Raw genomic sequence first — 15,967 nt, 5'->3', positions numbered from 1 at the left:
GAACCCTCGTTGCTTGCTTTAGAGCAAGCGCGAGGGTTCTTTGTCGAGATTAATTCTCTCCGCGTAAACCATCTGTAATTTTGATTCGTGAAAGACGTCTCAGCGGCCAGTAGGAGGCTATTAGCGTTGCTGCAATGGCGCCCAAGCTTCCGATCAGAATGCTGATCCAAGGCAACGTCCATTCAACCTGTAGAGCATTCCTCATCAGATAAGATATGCCGTAGCTCAATCCTGTTCCTAGCAAGCTTCCATATACAGTTGCGAAGATGCCGTAGAATAAACCTTCCAGCAGTACCATTTTGCGAATTTCCTTTTGAGTCATGCCAATCGCTTTTAATACAGCGAATTCTTTGGTTCGCAGGATGAGATTGGTACTAACCGTATTCAGAATATTCAGGAAAGCAATCGCCGCAATGACACCTATAAATCCGTAAAGGAAAATATTTAACGTGATGGCATCGTTGCGATCCTGTTTCATTTCCTCTACCCGATCACGGTAGCTGTAACCTGCATCCTTCTGCACAAGGCTTTTGAAATAATCCGTAATGACCTTAGGGCTCGCATCCGGATTAGCCTGGAGAAATACTCTGCTGTATGCGTTATCGCCAGTAACATTTTCGAACACCTTGGGCGTCGTGATCATCTGAATAATTGCACTTTCCACGTAGTCTCCAGAGAGAGGTCCCTGCTCTGCTGTTCCGACAACCGTAACCGTTTTGAATCCCCCATGGCTATCCATTGAACGAACCTGAATCTTGTCCCCTACCTTGAATCGGGTCTGGTCAATGATCATGTTGGTTCCTTGCTCGGTGATCATTCTGATTTTCTGGATGACGATTACACCATTCTCATCATTCATTTTACTTGCATCAATGCTTCCAGAAGTGAGTTTGGGGCGAAGCTCCTGAAGTCCGTTGATGCCGTAAGAGACCAGATAGTTGTTGTCTGTTCGGTATTCATTACCTTTTTCAACACTGTACATTCCTTTTTGCTGCTGGTAATAGTCAGGATTCACCTTCTCTTTGGGAATGAGCGCTTGAAGCTGATGGTTGTAAAATGCATAAGCCTGGCTCACGCCCTCCAACGATTCCAACTTGTTATACACGGAATTCGGGATACTTCTGCTTCCTCCCTGATAATCAAGGGAATACGAGTAATTAATGCCGGATGCAGAGGTTGTACCCATAATATTGGCCAAACCACTGAACACGATATACATGACAATACTGATGATCATTGAAAATGCGGTTATCCGGAATCTTTTTTTGTTGCGCCGAATATTTCGGCTGGCGAAGCGGCCTTCGAATCCAAGCCACTTGCTGTTCGCAAAGGACAAGCGCTTGAAGCTCCCCTGCTCTACAACTGTGCTTCCAGAGGTCTTCAATGCTTCAAGGGGCGAGACACTGGAAGCCAGCTTGGCTGGTCCAAGAGCTGACACATACACCGTGATTAGTCCTAAACCTGCTGCCGCAAGTAAAACGGGAACCGAAATCACCATATGCATTCCGTTCAGAAAGCCTAATGTCAGCAGGCTGATGTTGTAGAATAGTACTTTCATCAGAATGGTTCCTGTAAACAAGCCGACGGGAATGGCAATCAGGCTGAGCATAGCCGCTTCCTTCAATACAATTTTGCGAATCTGGGCAGGTGTTGCACCGATACAACGCAGCATTCCGAATTGAGAGATGCGCTCAAGTACCGAAATATGAAACGTATTATAGATGACCGCACTTGTGCAACCCATGATAATAAGAATGATAGCGATAAAGGCATAGAGAGAGCTTTGGTTGACATTGTCGTATGTGCTTTTACCAAAGAGTTTGAGCAGCTCATTGTTATACTCAATGCGCACATTCTTTATAACCGACTCCCGGTTAAGCTCCTGAGCAGAGCCTTGATCAACATTGCTCCAGCCCAGAGATGACACTATCGCTTCACTCTTATCCTGAATCTTGTCCATAGACTTCATGGTGGCGTAGATAAAATAGGGCTTGGCTGGATCTGTCTGCTGATGATCGTCATACGTTATCGCTGAATAAATAAACGTCGATGACCAGGTTACATTTTTGGCGGGTTTCATAATGCCCACAACAGTATATTGCTGCTTGGCGTGCGGTTGAAACTTTTCATCCAGGTCCCATCCAAAATCACCTATGGTGTTGGGGCTCTTCACCTTTCCGCTGGAAGCCTCGATCCGCTCTCCCAGGTTCAGCGTGATTTTGCTGCCAATCTCCGGTTTGGGATTAAAATAATTCAGACTCCAGGATGACAAAATGATTTCATCTGGCTTTTGGGGCAAACGTCCACTCTCCAGTTGAACCTGAAGTTTATTCATGGCTTGTGAATCATAGCCTTTAACATTCAAATAACGATACGGTGCAGCAAACGGATTTTCCTTTTTCTCTTTCTCACTTGTCTGACTTACGACCGCATAACCAATTCGATGAATAACCCCGGCACTGCCTATGGCAGCCTGATTTACGATACGGGGAACGTCGTTGCCTGACACCCCGTTAAATGATACCTCATAATCACCGTAATCCTGTGTCGCCTGACGGACCAGCTTGTCCTGATAACTCATGGCTAGTGTTCCGATCGCCGTAAGAAGAGTGACCGACAACATTATGCCAATGATGGTGAGAAGAGACCTTTTTTTCTGACCCAGTAAATACTTTTCCGTGAGTCCTGTGTACTTACGCATCATGCTGGCCCCCAGCCTGCTGCTCGTAGAGAACTCCGTCTTTAATGTTCACAATTCGGTCCGCTCTCTTGGCAACATTGGAATCATGTGTAATCATAATTAACGTTTGATTGTATTTACGGACGGAGAAGGTAAGCAGATCGACAATCTCTTTGCTGTTTTTACTGTCCAGGTTGCCCGTTGGTTCGTCAGCCAGAATAATGGAAGGTTTGTTAATCAAGGCCCGCCCGATGGCTGTTCGCTGCTGCTGCCCACCAGACAACTGGTTAGGCAGATGATGTTTGCGCTCCTTCAGGCCAAGCACATTCATTAATTCGTCTGCATAGCTTTCATCCGCTTGCCGGTTATCAAGCAGCATAGGCAGTTTGATGTTTTCTTCAGCGCTGAGTACCGGGATCAGATTATACGCCTGAAAAATAAATCCGATTTTACGTCTTCTGAAGATCGCCAGATCCGTCTCGCTAAGAGAATACAGATCGGTTCCGTCAATGACGACTTGACCACTCGTTGGACGATCCACGCCCCCCAGCAGATGCAGCAGTGAGCTTTTCCCCGAACCGCTGGCACCCACTATAGCCACAAATTCACCCTGCTGAACGGTCAAGTTAATATTTTTCAATGCCTCGACCTTCGCGTCGCTGCTTCCGTATGTTTTACATAAATCATGTGTTTTTAAAATTTCCAACGTATTTGCCTCCTTCTGAGCTGTGAACCATCGCTCATCTCTATATTTGTATTATAGGCCCGGAAGCTTACGTTAAAGTGAAGAGGAAGCTTACGTTATTGTAAGCTTCCTCTTCTTACACGGTTTTCATGAATGTAATTCGGAATTCGGAGCCCTTCCCTTGTTCACTGGATACAGATATGGTTCCGCCCAGACCTTCAATAATGGACTTGGTTAGCGACAGACCTACTCCGGTACTATGAGGTTTGGCATTACTTCTTCCGCGGTAAAATCGGGTGAATACATTAGGGATCTGCTCGGGACTGATGCCTTCCCCTTCATCACGGATGAGGATCGAATGGAATAATCCCTCGTCTTCGAGCGTAATGTACACTTTACCCGACACGGGGGAATGCTCAAGCGCATTTTTGATCAGATTGATAATCGCTTCCGTCAGCCATTCTTCATCTGCATACAGCACCATACCCTCGCCACCCTGAACGAGAATGGTTTGCTTCTTCTGCTCCGCCAGCGTTTGCAAGGACAGCACTGTAGATTCAACGATGGCTTTAGGCCTAACGTTCTGCAAATGAAATACAATGGCACCCGCCTCGACTCTCGCCAGCTTTAACAAGCTGATAATCAGCCACTCCATACGTTCAATCTGCAGCCTGCTTCGTTCCAGAAAGGTAGTCCTCATCTCGACCTTCATCAGCGGATCATGCAGCATATTTTCATTAAATACAAGCAGGGAGGCCAGCGGTGTTTTGAGCTGATGGGATATATCGGTAAGCAGATGACTTAGAAATGTCTTTTCTTGTTTAAGCTGCTCCACACTATGATGTAGTCTGCCTGCCATCATATTGAAGCTGTGGCCCAGCGCACTGAGATCACCTTCTGTATGTTCTGACAACGAGGTATCGAATCGACCTTCCACGACCTGCTCCGCCGCAACGGTAACCTTGCGAATTTTGACAAATATGTTGCGATACTCCCACAGCAAAAGCAACAATACAGGAATGCCACACAGCATAAAAATTAAAGCCGTACTTACAGGTAACGAGGTACCAGAAAAAGCAGATTGATCATGGATGCTCATCTGCTCCGTATATCCGTATTGCGACAATATTCGTTTACCTAACACAACATGCTGTGGATTCGTATCCTGCGTAATGCTGTGAACCAGCTGCTGTTCGAGCTGTGGCTGCTGGCTTAACACCTGACCGACAAATGCAGCATGCTGGTTGACAATAGTTTGATTGATGCTTTGAATCTGCATGTTCATAACAAAATAAATGCATATAGCCAAGCCTAGCTGCACCAAGATGAATTTGGTGAAAACAGACTTCCACTCCGGATTTCGCATCACTTCAACCATCAGCTGTACGCTCCTGTCGTTTCAGCGTTCCATTTGTATCCCACACCGCGAATCGTGACAATGTACTGTGGTGTGGCAGGAATCTCCTCTACTTTTTCCCTTAGCCTGCGAATATGCACTGATAACGTATTATCATCAATAAATTCACCTGAGACGTCCCATAGCTTTTCAAGCAGCGATGCTCTGCTGCATATTTGCTTGGGATGGGACATTAACATAAGCAGCAAGCGAAACTCCAGCGTTGTCAGCAACACTTCCTTTTTATTTTTGAGAACAACGCCTTCCAGTACACGAACCTCAAACTCACCTGATGTCCATATATTTGAGCTGTTTGCCCCCTGCTCGGGACGGGAGTGGCGCCGTAAGACGGCCTTCATTCGGGAAAGCAGCTCCTTGGTGCGGATTGGCTTGGTCATATAATCATCTGCACCCAGATCAAGTCCTGCGACTACATTGGTCTCCTCATCCAGGGCGGTTAAAAATATAATCGGGACCTGTGACTTCCTGCGAATCTCCTTACACAATTCATATCCTGTTCCATCCGGCAGATTGATGTCCAGCAAAATGATATTCATCTCTGTCTGAGCAAGTGCGTTACGGGCTTCCTTCAAACTGCCTGCATGAGTAACCTCGTAGCCTTCATTCGACAAGGTATATTCTATTCCAAACACAAAATTTTCATCATCTTCAACAAGTAAAATACGTTGCATTACAGCACCCCTATCCTAGCGTAACCTCTTCAATTCAAGTGTATGTGCTCCATTATACTTTCTTACACACGCTGATTACCATCGGACTTGAGGGTTGAAACGAGGTCTGATCCCAGTTCGCATACTGATGTTCTAGAATAAAGCCTTGTTTGTCCAGCAACTGCTTTAGAGTCTGCACATCTGTAAATCGGCATACAATTCGTGACGTCGTTTGGCGATGTCCCCAATCCCGGAACGTCACCCAGTGCATCAGTTGCTTCGAGGCATCATACGTCTGAGTTCCAGAGACCTTGACGGTAGCACCGTCCATGTCGGTAAATGTGCCCCAGCTCTCTTCTTCCTCATCGGACAAATCTGTGCCGTCTGGATTACGCATCTCAAATGCAAATATTCCATCAGGCTCCAGATGCTTATATATCGTTCGCAATAACGCTGTCTGATCCTCATCACTCAGAAATGCTTGAAATGCATTTCCCGTGAGATAAATCATGGAATAACGCTGATTCGATTCAAAAATACGTGCATCCGCTTCGATAAAATCAACGGGCAGTTCCTTCGCTTTGATCCGCGCATAGGCGAGCATGGGCTCCACGATATCCACTCCCGTAATCCGAATACCCCTTTCGGCTAAATACAGCGTGGTTAATCCTGTGCCGCAAGCAAGCTCCAGCACATGCCCCGGATGTTTCTTTGCAAGCTGTAGGAAAAAATCATACTTATCCGTTTCGCCGCCAAATTCAAGATCATAATTTATCGGGTCGCGATACTCTTCCTGATTGTTGTGATTAAGCAAAAGACCTCACCTTTCTGCTAGAAAAAATGTATTTACAACAAAGACTATAACATATTAATATAGTTTACATTATGTAAAGGTTAACACAATGTAAACAAAGGAGCATTAGACACGTATGCGCAAATTGCCGCAATCAGCGCGCTTCCCGATGTTCATTCTCATGTTAAATCTGTTTATTGCTTTATTGGGGCAAGGTATGCTGATTCCTATTCTGCCGGAATATTTAAAGCTGTTTCATGCAGGGGGAACCGTTGCCGGATTTCTGGTGGCAGCCTTTGGAGCAGCGCAATTTCTATTCTCACCGCTGGGAGGACAATGGGCTGACCGCTTTGGCCGTAAAAAGCTGATTATGTCTGGCATGTTTCTGGTTGTAATTTCAGATTTTATTTTTGCAGTGAGCACTTCATTGCCTCTCCTGTATATCGCTCGTTTTATTGGTGGGATCAGTCTGGGTCTCATGGTTCCGGCCAATCTGGCGTATGTTGCTGATATTACAACTCCAGAGACTCGTGCGAAGGGAATGGGGTATTTCGGAGCATCCATGAACCTCGGCATGGTGCTGGGCCCTGGTCTGGGCGGATTGATCGCCGAGATGGGTGTACGTATGCCCTATTTTGTTGCATCAGGTTTGGGACTTGTTGCTGCACTGCTTACGCTCCTCCTGCCGGAGACGCTTCCCCCCGGTAAAAGAACGAGCACACCAACGAACAAGCAGGGCATTTCTAGCGCCACACAAATCTGGAGTTCGTTTAAGGTTCCTTATTTTAACTACTTGTTGATTATTTTGGTGATGACATTTGGTCTGATGAGTTATGAAACGGTGTTCTCCCTTTTTGCTGAAAATAAATACAGCTTCAGTGCTTCAACCATCTCGATTATTATTACGATGGGGGCCATAATTGGTATCGTTGTGCAGATCTGGCTGCTGGATGTGTTTGTGAAGCGTCTGGGTGAAATCAAGCTGATCCGCTGGTCCTTAATGATGACGTCCATTGCTCTTTTGTTCATGTTAATCAAGGTGAATCTGATCTTCCTCTTATGTGCGTCGGCATTATATTTTGCTTTTAATGCTTTCCTTCGTCCAACGGTCAGCTCGCTAATATCCAAACATGCTGGCGATCGACAAGGCTATGCATCTGGCCTGAATACAACCTATTCGAGTTTGGGAACCGTATTCGGCCCTCTTGTTGCCGGTCTGCTGTTTGACATCAACGTCAACCTTCCTTATATTTTTGGTGCCTTTATGTTACTCGCCGCATTATTACTTACGATGAAAGTACAACGCTCCATGAGAGGAAACGGATATGCAAGTGAATGAGAATTGGCATCAGCAGTTGAAAAATCAGCACCGAGAGCATCTAATCGAAGCTGGCAAACAGCTTTTTCTGAAGCACGGACTACTTCAGGTCAAGATCAAGGACGTGTGTGCTCAGGCGAAGCTCAGCCGAGTAACCTTTTATAAGCATTTTCAATCTCTGGATGAGCTGATGCTCACCATTCAGATGCAGTTGTTCGACACATTAACGGAGCATATCAGTCAAGCTGCACGCCCGCAGGAAAAAGGCCTTGCTCAGCTTGCCGCGATGCTGCATGCCTGGGTTCATTTTGCACAGACCCATCCCGATCATATTCGCTTTATTCAATTATTTGATATGAATTATGAGGTGTACCGTTTCCCGGATGAGCTTAGAGCAACCTATGACGAATTTACCCGTAACGGCAAGGAAAACCACTTTCTGCTGCACGCGTTGACCGCAGGTACTGCCGATGGTAGCATACGTAACCCTGCCCCTCCACTCAAGCTTGCACAGTTCATATTCACTGTAATGATGGGCATGCTGCAAAAGATGGTCACACGTCGATCCGGGGATATCCATCCTCTGGATGATCAGATGATGAAACAACTGGTTGATATGCTGCTACATTATGCAAGTCATGCCGACACCGGATGGAGCGATTCTGCAAACCTTACGTAATTAATGCGGGACGCTCTGTGAAACTTTTTAGTAGAAAAGCAAAAGAAAGAAGCCCTTAACATTTGCGTCTGCGTCTGTTTGGCAGGACCATAACGTAAAGGGCTTCCTTGTCATTCATATTAAACGTTCAATTGCTTAATCTGTAATAGCTGTTCAAACGCACGGATGTTGTGATCGAACTGAGGCACGTTTTGCTCTGCTTCTGCTGCTTCCACCAGTCTGACCACCAGATCGTTATAAGGGGTCTTCAGATTTACGTCTTTTGCCTTGCTTGAAACAACTCCGTTGATGTAGTGAATCTCTGTTTTACGTCCCTTCTCCAGATCCTGCAGCATGCTCGCTTTAAGCAGTCTGGAAGGTTCCATCACATGACGAAGCGCTTGAATACGTGCAGGAATATCCTTCTCGCTCTGTAGCTCCAGTGAAGCTATATCAAATCCATTCATGGTCACAAAAGCAACACCATTCGCATGTCCAACCTTGATTGTTTCGTCAACAATATGAACAGCACTTCGAATGCCCGTCTCGTGATCGAGAATATCTCCATATGTGCCGTTCAGTGCAGCGGACAAGCCGCTAAAAGCATTGTTAATCAGCAGCTTGGACCATTTGGTGCCTACCAGATTATCGGAGATATGGGTTCCCCCGACCAGGTCAAGCACTTCCTTTACACGCTGTATGCGTTCGGTATGACCTCCGTCTAATTCCCCAATCTGAAAAGCATACTTCTTGAATTGAGGATAAGCGGTAGTTAGACTGGACACGCCAGGTTCAATAAATGTAGCGCCAAATTCAACCGATCCCGCGATCACTCGTTCAGCTCCGACAATGGCAGCCACATGCTCCTCAGGAATTCCGTTTTGCAGTGAGCACACGATGCTCTCTTCATGCAGGTATGGAAGCAGCTCCTTCAGCACAGACTCATTGTACAGTTGCTTTGTTAACAATAACACAAGATCATAGAACCCTGACTTTTGCTCAGGAGTAATAGCTTTTACTTTTGCCTGAAACTCGATTGTTCCGATGACCTTCGCACCTGTCTGGTTCAGGGCATCAACATGCTCCTGATATGCATCAATTAGTTCTACATCCATTCCGCCATCTGCGAGATACGCACCAACGATGGTTCCAAGTGATCCTGCGCCTACAATTGCGATTCTCATCTGTATTGCCTCCTTAATGTTGTTCCAGATAGTTGTATACAGGCTGTGCTGCATTCAAAGTTAAGTTTGTGAGGATGTGGGAAGCGGACACCACTTCCAGCACCGGCAAATCGGCCAAAGGCGCTAGTGCGTGCTCAAATAGCTGCAGGCGGGCGGGTCCAGTCCAGGCCTCCTTTACCTCGATATCGGTAATTTGCGTACGAATCAGGTCACAAATGCGCAGATTGCCCGTATAATCCGTAGCGATTTTGATCATAAAGTTGGGACGGCATATTTCTTTTCTCGCAAGCTCCTGATCCATCTGTACATGCTTGAACCCCATGGTTGCCGTGGCTACGCGCAGCGACCCGTAGTCCAGGGTGCCCACAAGGGTGTCAGAATCTGTGTACAGCTTGGGCGCACCGAGCTTTTTCGGATAGGCGGTTAATTCGCGGCCGCTGGCAATGGCGGGGAAGTTATCCACATACATGGAATGTACATAATCCCCGTCTTCCCCATTGAATTGTACGGGAATGACCTGTCCAGCTTCGGTGTAGGCGCCAAGTCCAGAAACGTCCGGCATCCACATGACTTCGAATTTCACCAATGGTTCGGTGATTTGCAATGGCTCGGGGACTGCTGCGCGTAAAGCTTGCTCATCCGTCCGATAGATAATATTCAGGTACTCACGGTTGACGAATTTATAAGGTGGCATTGGGTACGCGGGGGCGGTTAAAGGTGTATTGAGATTATTGGCTATATTGTGCACATCAATTTTCATAAAAAGACACCTGCCTTTACATCAAATTATGGGTTGATTGTTTTATAGGCTTATTGATTTGTTGATTTGCTATGAATAAAGTCTACATCTTTCTTTAAATTTAATATAATACATAATAAGTACTATATACATTTATTGAAATAAATAAGGAGTGCATACAAATGGAGCTTCTCCAGCTGAAATATTTTCAAACCGTGGCTTATACGGAGCATATCTCCAAAGCCGCTGCTCAGTTAAATATCGCACAGCCTTCGTTAAGTCTCACGATCAAACGGCTGGAGGACGAAATGGGTACCCCTCTTTTTCATCGAAAAGGCAGAAACATTGAATTGAATACGGCGGGAAAAATTCTGCTGAAGCATGTTAATCGAATTTTTGTTGAATTGGAAAATGCGCGGCTTGAAATCAAGGAAAAGCATGATGAGCTTTCTTCCCTGATCCATATTGCGATCTCGAATTCGAGGTTTCTTTCGGGGCTGATTAGTGAGTACCTTGAAAAGTTTCCTGATTCGCAGCTTCATCAAGGCATCGCCAGTCGAAGTGACATTATGACACAGCTGAAAAAAGGAGATATTGATCTGGGAATCACGGGTCACCCCATTCAGGACGAGGAGATTGAAAGCGTGGTGCTTGTGGAAGAAGATATTGTTCTTGTTGTGCCATCCGCACATGAATATGGCGGGGAAAAGCAGATCTCACTATGCGCGGCTGCTAACGAATCGTTCCTTTCCCTTGCCAATAACGATGAGTACCGACGTTTTACAATGACGTTATGTGAAAAGGCCGGTTTCGTGCCTCATCTCGCTTTTGAGGTGGATTCGCACACGCTTGTGGAGATTATCAGGCTGGATCGTGGTGTTGCGTTACTGCCCATTTCCGTTTGCCGTAATCTTGGCCTGCATTATGTATCTATAGCTGACGAGTCCTCGATATATCCAATCAGCTTGTCCTGGGCTAAACATCGCACTCTCTCTCCGGCTGTTTCGCAATTTCGAGACTTCATTACCGCTTATTACACTTTAAAGACTCCGGCGTTCAAAAAAACGGACAACCCTTCACCATCCAAATTTGAATAAAAATTTCTTGTGCCTCAATGCAAAATTTCTTGACATGAAGAAACCTCCGACACGGGTCGGAGGCTTCTTTGTCTTACATTGAGAAAATGAAAATATAATTTATGATATATGATGGAATTCGAAAGCAGCACGAACGTTAAATTAAAGGATCTCACCATTGGATTCAATCACTTGTTTGTACCAATAGAATGAATCTTTACGCGTTCTTTCGAGCGATCCATTTCCCGCATTGTCCTGATCAACATAGATAAATCCGTAACGCTTGCCCATCTCGGAAGTCGAGCAGCTGATGATATCAATTGGCCCCCAGCTTGTGAAGCCCATCAGTTCCACACCGTCAGCCACCGCTTCTTTCATCTGTTCGATATGGCTGCGCAGGTAATCAATACGATACGGGTCATGCACCGATCCATCTGCTTCCATTGTATCTGTAGCACCCAATCCGTTCTCTACGATAAAGAGCGGCATGCGATAGCGATCATACAAGCGGTTCAGCGCAACGCGAAGACCAATTGGGTCGATCGGCCATCCCCACTCGGTCGCTTTCAGATGTGGGTTTTTGATCTGACTTACCAGCATACCGGAGTTGCTGTTGTCGTTTGGATCATATTTTCCGATATACGTCATGTAATAACTGAATGCAATAAAGTCCACCGTATTGTCGCGGATAATCGCATCATCTTCAGGGCCCTTCACCAGTTCAATGCCTTGTTCTGCAAAATATCGTTGCATATAGGAAGGGTACTCTCCGCGTGCCTGTACTTCCGGGTAGAACAGGTTCATCTGATCTTCCTTCATCGTCTGCAGCACATCTTCCGGTTTGCTGGATGCAGCGTACGTCTCCAGACGGCAGATCATACAGCCGATTTGGGCATTCGGCATTTTCTCTTTACCACTTTTCACAGCCAGTGCACTCGCTACAAACTGATGGTGCGTTGCCTGATAAGCTACTTGCTCAGGTGTGCCCTTGATTTTATCTTCCAGAATGCCGCCGCCCGTATACAGGCTGGTCAGCATCATATTCATCTCATTGAAGGTAATCCAGTATTTCACTTTGTCTTTGTAACGGTCAAACAGCGTGTTGGCAAATTTCAAATACAGGTCAATCATTTCACGGCTTTCCCAGCCGTTGTATTTGCGGCTTAACTCTACCGGCATTTCATAGTGAGAGATCGTTACAAGCGGCTCAATGCCGTATTTCAACAGTTCGTCGAGCACATTATCATAGAATGCAAGGCCTGCTTCGTTCGGAGCTGCTTCCTCACCTGTCGGGAAAATCCGCGTCCATGCGATGGATAGACGGAATACCTTAAAGCCCATCTCGGCAAACAATGCAATGTCCTCTTTGTAGCGGTGATAGAAATCGACCCCATTCCGTTTCGGGAAATAGACATCGCTGCTGCCGCTCAAGTATTGCTCCAATTCCACGGAATTAACGTCAAACGTAAAATCTTTGCCATTCCGCTCCTCATGCGGTACATAAGGCGCCATATCAGATGTGGAAAGTCCTTTGCCGTCAGCGTCAAATGCACCTTCAAGCTGATTGGCAGCGGTAGCTCCGCCCCATAGAAATCCTTTAGGGAATGTGTGTTTTGTAGTGTTGGTCATGATGGTTTCTCTCCTTTTTTTGTGTAAATATAACGTTAAATTTAAAACTCGGTTAAAATAGAAAGCCTTCATTCGTTTTGTAGAAATCTGTTAACGAACGGTGAGCAGCAGCAATTCATTCATTGGAATCACCCCCTTCACCTGAACAGGGACTACATCAAGATAATCTGGTGTATTGGTTACAATAACCGGGGTTACCAGATCTATTCCGGCAGCCTGAATGGCTTCGATATCAAACTCGAGCAACAGCTCCCCCTTACTTACCCTTTGTCCAGTAACCACCTTTGTGTCAAAAAACTTGCCTTTAAGTGACACGCTATTCAGTCCAACATGAATGAGAATGTCGATTCCGTTAAAGGAGGTCAGCATGATCGCATGTTTGCTCTTGGCAACCATCGTTACCGTTCCATCAAAAGGTGCGGTTACTCGTCCCTCTTGTGGATAAATAGCAATCCCTTTTCCCGTCATTTCCTCTGAAAAAGTAGGATCAGGCAGCTCTTTGAGCAAGACCAGCTCTCCAGTAAGCGGGCTGAACACTTCCCCTTTCTTTTCCTCAATGGAATGAACGGTTACAGGTGGTGAAACTTCTTGATCAGACTGTTTGGCTGATGCTGTTGATGTTGGCGCTTCTGAACCGGCTGCGTTTTCTTGCCCGGAGGAGCTTGCAGCAGCGGCCTGTAGTGTATTCGGTTCATCCCACTTGAGAAGCAAAGTCACCGTAAAGGAAACGACAAAGCTGATGCTTACACCGATGAGCGCATACCAGAAGTTGGTCATTCCTCCATTTGGACCAATATATAAAGGCAATGAGAGCAAACCCGGTACGGCAAAGCCGAAACATTTCAGGCCTACCGCTGTAATAAAGCCACCGCCGGCTGCTCCACCGATGATGGAGGCATAGAACGGCTTTTTCAGCTTCAGTGTTACACCGTAGAGCGCAGGCTCCGTGATCCCGAGAAAGGCAGAGATACCGCTGGATAGAGCGATGGATTTCATGGACTTGTCCTTGGTTTTGAGAAATACTGCCATCACGGCTCCGGCTTGACTCATATTGGCTACAAGGTTAATTGGCAGCAAGAGCACATCATAACCGAGCTTGCTCAGATTCTGTAAGGTTCCGGGAAAGAACGCATAATGCATACCCGTCATTACAATCAAGGGCATAAGTCCACCGAGCACAATGCCTGTTAATGGGCCGGAATGAGCAAATAACCAGGATGTGCCGATCTCCAGATAAATGCCGATGTAATTACCAAGTGGCCCGATTGCAATTAATAAAATAGGAACCGTGATGACCAGCACAATCATCGAGGTGAAGATTACTTTAACCGGACCAGGAATGAAACGATCCACCCAGCGATGTACATAACTCAGAAGCCACACACCGAGAATAATCGGAATGACCGACTGGGTATAATTCACGATGGACACTGGCAAGGATAGAAATCGAATGGGTTCCAGATGATTTTCCAGATACGCATTCAAAATAGTCGGGTATAATAATGTACCTGCAAGAGTCAAGGCGATATATTCATTCACTTTAAACTTTCGTGCAGACGATACAGCGAGCAGGAAGGGCAAGAAATAAAAGGCTGCATTGGCTATGGACGCTAGAATCTGATATTCTCCGCTTGTCTCCTGAATCGCTCCCAAAGTAACCAGTAATGCCAGAATTCCTTTGAGCATGCCCGTACCTACAATGGCAGGAAGAATCGGCGTGAATATGCCTGAAATGGTATCAAGTACGGCATTGATGCCTCTTGAACGCTGTGGCTCTGCTTCCACCTTTACTGATCCGTCTTGCTTTAACTGGTCCTCCAGCTCTTCGTAGACTGCAGCAACCTTGTTGCCAATCACCACTTGGAACTGGTCACTTTGGAACTGCGCTCCTAACACACCATCCAGTGCGCGGATCTGCTCGAGTTGGACCTTGTTTTCTTCCCGGACATTAAAACGGAGCCGAGTGATACAGTGCCAAGCCTGCGTAATATTTTCTTGTCCTCCTGTTAATCGAATAATTTCTTTGGACAACTCCCGATTATTCATGCTGCTTCCTCCTTTTTTGGCGAAAAAAAAACCAAATGTATACCCGGACCGCGACAAACTGCGGAATCGGAAACATTTGGTGGTGCCTGATCGAATCAGTAACACTCCATATTCACTTCATTCTATAGATGGTATAACTTCAAAAGGGTGTATTGAGATTAACCCGCATCGGTACGGGATGTCACTCTCTCGATGTGAATCATGAGGTATACCATCTCATCGGGAGTAATCGCGAACCCGCGCTGCTGCTCCATCGCCTCCTTTATTTTGAGTGCGCATTGGAAGCTGACAGGGTATCGCTCCGACAATACATCATATAAAAATTGCTGATCCTTGAATGAGAGCACTTCCCGGTTCATTTGCCGAACGATGAAGTATCTCAGATGGGTGATGAATCTGGAGAAATCCGTGGATTCCTGATTCAAGTCCCTCCCAAAATGATCAGTCATGATACCTAAAATGTCATTAATCATCTGTGTAATCCTGATCGTTTGGTTCATTCCGCCCGAATCATATTGCGAATTCACAAAATGAAGAGCAATGGAGCTGGCCTCGCCAGAGGGCAATGTAACTACAAAGGCTTCATTAATTCTTTTGACTGCCAGTTCACCTGCTCGATATTCCGCAGGATACAGATGCCGAATATCCCAGTGGAGCGGATTTTGCACATCTACTCCTTTTTTGAAACGATCGAGAGCAAAATGAATATGATCTGCCAGCGTTAACAGGATGGAGTCATTCAGCTGCTTTTCGATAATTCCTTTGCCTTCTTCAATAATCTGATCCGTAATATCAATGACTTGCAGAGGGATATCGCTAAGGAATTGTTCGACTCGTTGATACTTATCATTCGAGCCAATCCGGAACGTTTTCTGAATCTGACTCTGCTCGATCGGCTGCCCCTTTACTTTTTTGAAGCCAACGCCTGTCCCGATGACAATGACTTCACAGCCTTCGGCGTCTTCCGCCAGGGCGATGTTGTTGTTTAATGATTTCTTGAACCTCATGATGCCCTCACCCCCAATATGCAAAAAGCACCACCATTGCCCAATACACAAGCCAATACACTTGTGTAATCCAGACTGTGGTGGT

General features: G+C 46.0%; 13 protein-coding genes. 3 read left to right on the top strand and 10 right to left on the bottom strand.

Going from position 1 to position 15,967, the window contains the following annotated elements; genetic code table 11:
• Positions 1 to 49: 49 nt before the first annotated feature.
• From DFQ00_RS16530 to DFQ00_RS16510, 5 genes are all read right to left on the bottom strand, one after another.
• Positions 50 to 2,701 (bottom strand): ABC transporter permease, encoded by a 2,652-nt coding sequence (locus DFQ00_RS16530; protein ID WP_208643791.1) that lies wholly within the window; start codon positions 2,699 to 2,701, stop codon positions 50 to 52.
• On the bottom strand, positions 2,694 to 3,386 hold the full coding sequence (locus DFQ00_RS16525) for an ABC transporter ATP-binding protein (RefSeq protein ID WP_110897592.1): 693 nt from the start codon (positions 3,384 to 3,386) through the stop codon (positions 2,694 to 2,696). Before DFQ00_RS16525 ends, DFQ00_RS16530 begins: the two co-directional genes overlap by 8 nt.
• A 115-nt stretch (positions 3,387 to 3,501) precedes the next feature.
• Positions 3,502 to 4,743 (bottom strand): HAMP domain-containing sensor histidine kinase, encoded by a 1,242-nt coding sequence (locus DFQ00_RS16520; RefSeq protein ID WP_110897591.1) that lies wholly within the window; start codon positions 4,741 to 4,743, stop codon positions 3,502 to 3,504.
• Positions 4,743 to 5,453, bottom strand: a complete 711-nt coding sequence (locus DFQ00_RS16515) for a response regulator transcription factor (RefSeq protein ID WP_110897590.1) — start codon at positions 5,451 to 5,453, stop codon at positions 4,743 to 4,745. Before DFQ00_RS16515 ends, DFQ00_RS16520 begins: the two co-directional genes overlap by 1 nt.
• Positions 5,454 to 5,505: 52 nt before the next feature.
• Complete coding sequence (locus DFQ00_RS16510; protein ID WP_110897589.1) at positions 5,506 to 6,246, bottom strand: class I SAM-dependent DNA methyltransferase; 741 nt, start codon at positions 6,244 to 6,246, stop codon at positions 5,506 to 5,508.
• A gap of 115 nt (positions 6,247 to 6,361) precedes the next feature.
• Here DFQ00_RS16510 and DFQ00_RS16505 point away from each other — a divergent pair, with 115 nt between their 5' ends.
• Both DFQ00_RS16505 and DFQ00_RS16500 read left to right on the top strand, forming a co-directional pair.
• Positions 6,362 to 7,564, top strand: a complete 1,203-nt coding sequence (locus DFQ00_RS16505) for an MFS transporter (protein ID WP_110897588.1) — start codon at positions 6,362 to 6,364, stop codon at positions 7,562 to 7,564.
• Positions 7,551 to 8,222: a TetR/AcrR family transcriptional regulator gene (locus tag DFQ00_RS16500; protein ID WP_244213876.1), complete on the top strand. Its 672-nt coding sequence runs from the start codon at positions 7,551 to 7,553 to the stop codon at positions 8,220 to 8,222. Before DFQ00_RS16505 ends, DFQ00_RS16500 begins: the two co-directional genes overlap by 14 nt.
• 119 nt (positions 8,223 to 8,341) lie before the next feature.
• Here DFQ00_RS16500 and DFQ00_RS16495 read toward each other — a convergent pair whose 3' ends face one another.
• Together DFQ00_RS16495 and DFQ00_RS16490 are read right to left on the bottom strand one after the other, a co-directional pair.
• On the bottom strand, positions 8,342 to 9,385 hold the full coding sequence (locus DFQ00_RS16495; RefSeq protein ID WP_110897587.1) for a ketopantoate reductase family protein: 1,044 nt from the start codon (positions 9,383 to 9,385) through the stop codon (positions 8,342 to 8,344).
• 13 nt (positions 9,386 to 9,398) lie between these two features.
• The gene (locus DFQ00_RS16490) at positions 9,399 to 10,145 is read right to left on the bottom strand and encodes an acetoacetate decarboxylase (RefSeq protein WP_110897586.1); all 747 of its coding nucleotides are present in this window, start codon (positions 10,143 to 10,145) and stop codon (positions 9,399 to 9,401) included.
• A 161-nt stretch (positions 10,146 to 10,306) separates the two neighbouring features.
• Here DFQ00_RS16490 and DFQ00_RS16485 point away from each other — a divergent pair, with 161 nt between their 5' ends.
• The gene (locus tag DFQ00_RS16485) at positions 10,307 to 11,221 is read left to right on the top strand and encodes a LysR family transcriptional regulator (RefSeq protein WP_110897585.1); all 915 of its coding nucleotides are present in this window, start codon (positions 10,307 to 10,309) and stop codon (positions 11,219 to 11,221) included.
• Positions 11,222 to 11,362: 141 nt separating this feature from the next.
• Here the strand turns inward: DFQ00_RS16485 and DFQ00_RS16480 are convergent, their stop codons facing one another.
• From DFQ00_RS16480 to licT, 3 genes are all read right to left on the bottom strand, one after another.
• On the bottom strand, positions 11,363 to 12,829 hold the full coding sequence (locus tag DFQ00_RS16480; RefSeq protein ID WP_110897584.1) for a glycoside hydrolase family 1 protein: 1,467 nt from the start codon (positions 12,827 to 12,829) through the stop codon (positions 11,363 to 11,365).
• 90 nt (positions 12,830 to 12,919) lie between these two features.
• Complete coding sequence (locus DFQ00_RS16475; RefSeq protein ID WP_110897583.1) at positions 12,920 to 14,875, bottom strand: beta-glucoside-specific PTS transporter subunit IIABC; 1,956 nt, start codon at positions 14,873 to 14,875, stop codon at positions 12,920 to 12,922.
• Positions 14,876 to 15,033: 158 nt separating this feature from the next.
• Positions 15,034 to 15,882 (bottom strand): BglG family transcription antiterminator LicT, encoded by an 849-nt coding sequence (licT, locus tag DFQ00_RS16470; protein WP_110897582.1) that lies wholly within the window; start codon positions 15,880 to 15,882, stop codon positions 15,034 to 15,036.
• Between the last annotated feature and the right edge of the window lie 85 nt (positions 15,883 to 15,967).

Source organism: Paenibacillus barcinonensis (genome assembly GCF_003217495.1).
GTDB classification, from domain to species: domain Bacteria; phylum Bacillota; class Bacilli; order Paenibacillales; family Paenibacillaceae; genus Paenibacillus; species Paenibacillus barcinonensis.
Note: the sequence above shows the minus strand (reverse complement) of the source record. Positions and strands in the feature narration are given on the sequence as shown.

What these genes read in the sequence shown, in the direction of transcription:
- DFQ00_RS16495 (WP_110897587.1), bottom strand. Translation starts at nt 9,385, where the DNA reads ATGAGAATCGCAATTGTAGGCGCAGGATCACTTGGAACCATCGTTGGT.
- DFQ00_RS16500 (WP_244213876.1), top strand. Translation starts at nt 7,551, where the DNA reads ATGCAAGTGAATGAGAATTGGCATCAGCAGTTGAAAAATCAGCACCGA.
- DFQ00_RS16485 (WP_110897585.1), top strand. Translation starts at nt 10,307, where the DNA reads ATGGAGCTTCTCCAGCTGAAATATTTTCAAACCGTGGCTTATACGGAG.
- DFQ00_RS16515 (WP_110897590.1), bottom strand. Translation starts at nt 5,453, where the DNA reads ATGCAACGTATTTTACTTGTTGAAGATGATGAAAATTTTGTGTTTGGA.
- licT (WP_110897582.1), bottom strand. Translation starts at nt 15,882, where the DNA reads ATGAGGTTCAAGAAATCATTAAACAACAACATCGCCCTGGCGGAAGAC.
- DFQ00_RS16490 (WP_110897586.1), bottom strand. Translation starts at nt 10,145, where the DNA reads ATGAAAATTGATGTGCACAATATAGCCAATAATCTCAATACACCTTTA.
- DFQ00_RS16480 (WP_110897584.1), bottom strand. Translation starts at nt 12,829, where the DNA reads ATGACCAACACTACAAAACACACATTCCCTAAAGGATTTCTATGGGGC.
- DFQ00_RS16520 (WP_110897591.1), bottom strand. Translation starts at nt 4,743, where the DNA reads ATGGTTGAAGTGATGCGAAATCCGGAGTGGAAGTCTGTTTTCACCAAA.
- DFQ00_RS16530 (WP_208643791.1), bottom strand. Translation starts at nt 2,701, where the DNA reads ATGCGTAAGTACACAGGACTCACGGAAAAGTATTTACTGGGTCAGAAA.
- DFQ00_RS16475 (WP_110897583.1), bottom strand. Translation starts at nt 14,875, where the DNA reads ATGAATAATCGGGAGTTGTCCAAAGAAATTATTCGATTAACAGGAGGA.
- DFQ00_RS16505 (WP_110897588.1), top strand. Translation starts at nt 6,362, where the DNA reads ATGCGCAAATTGCCGCAATCAGCGCGCTTCCCGATGTTCATTCTCATG.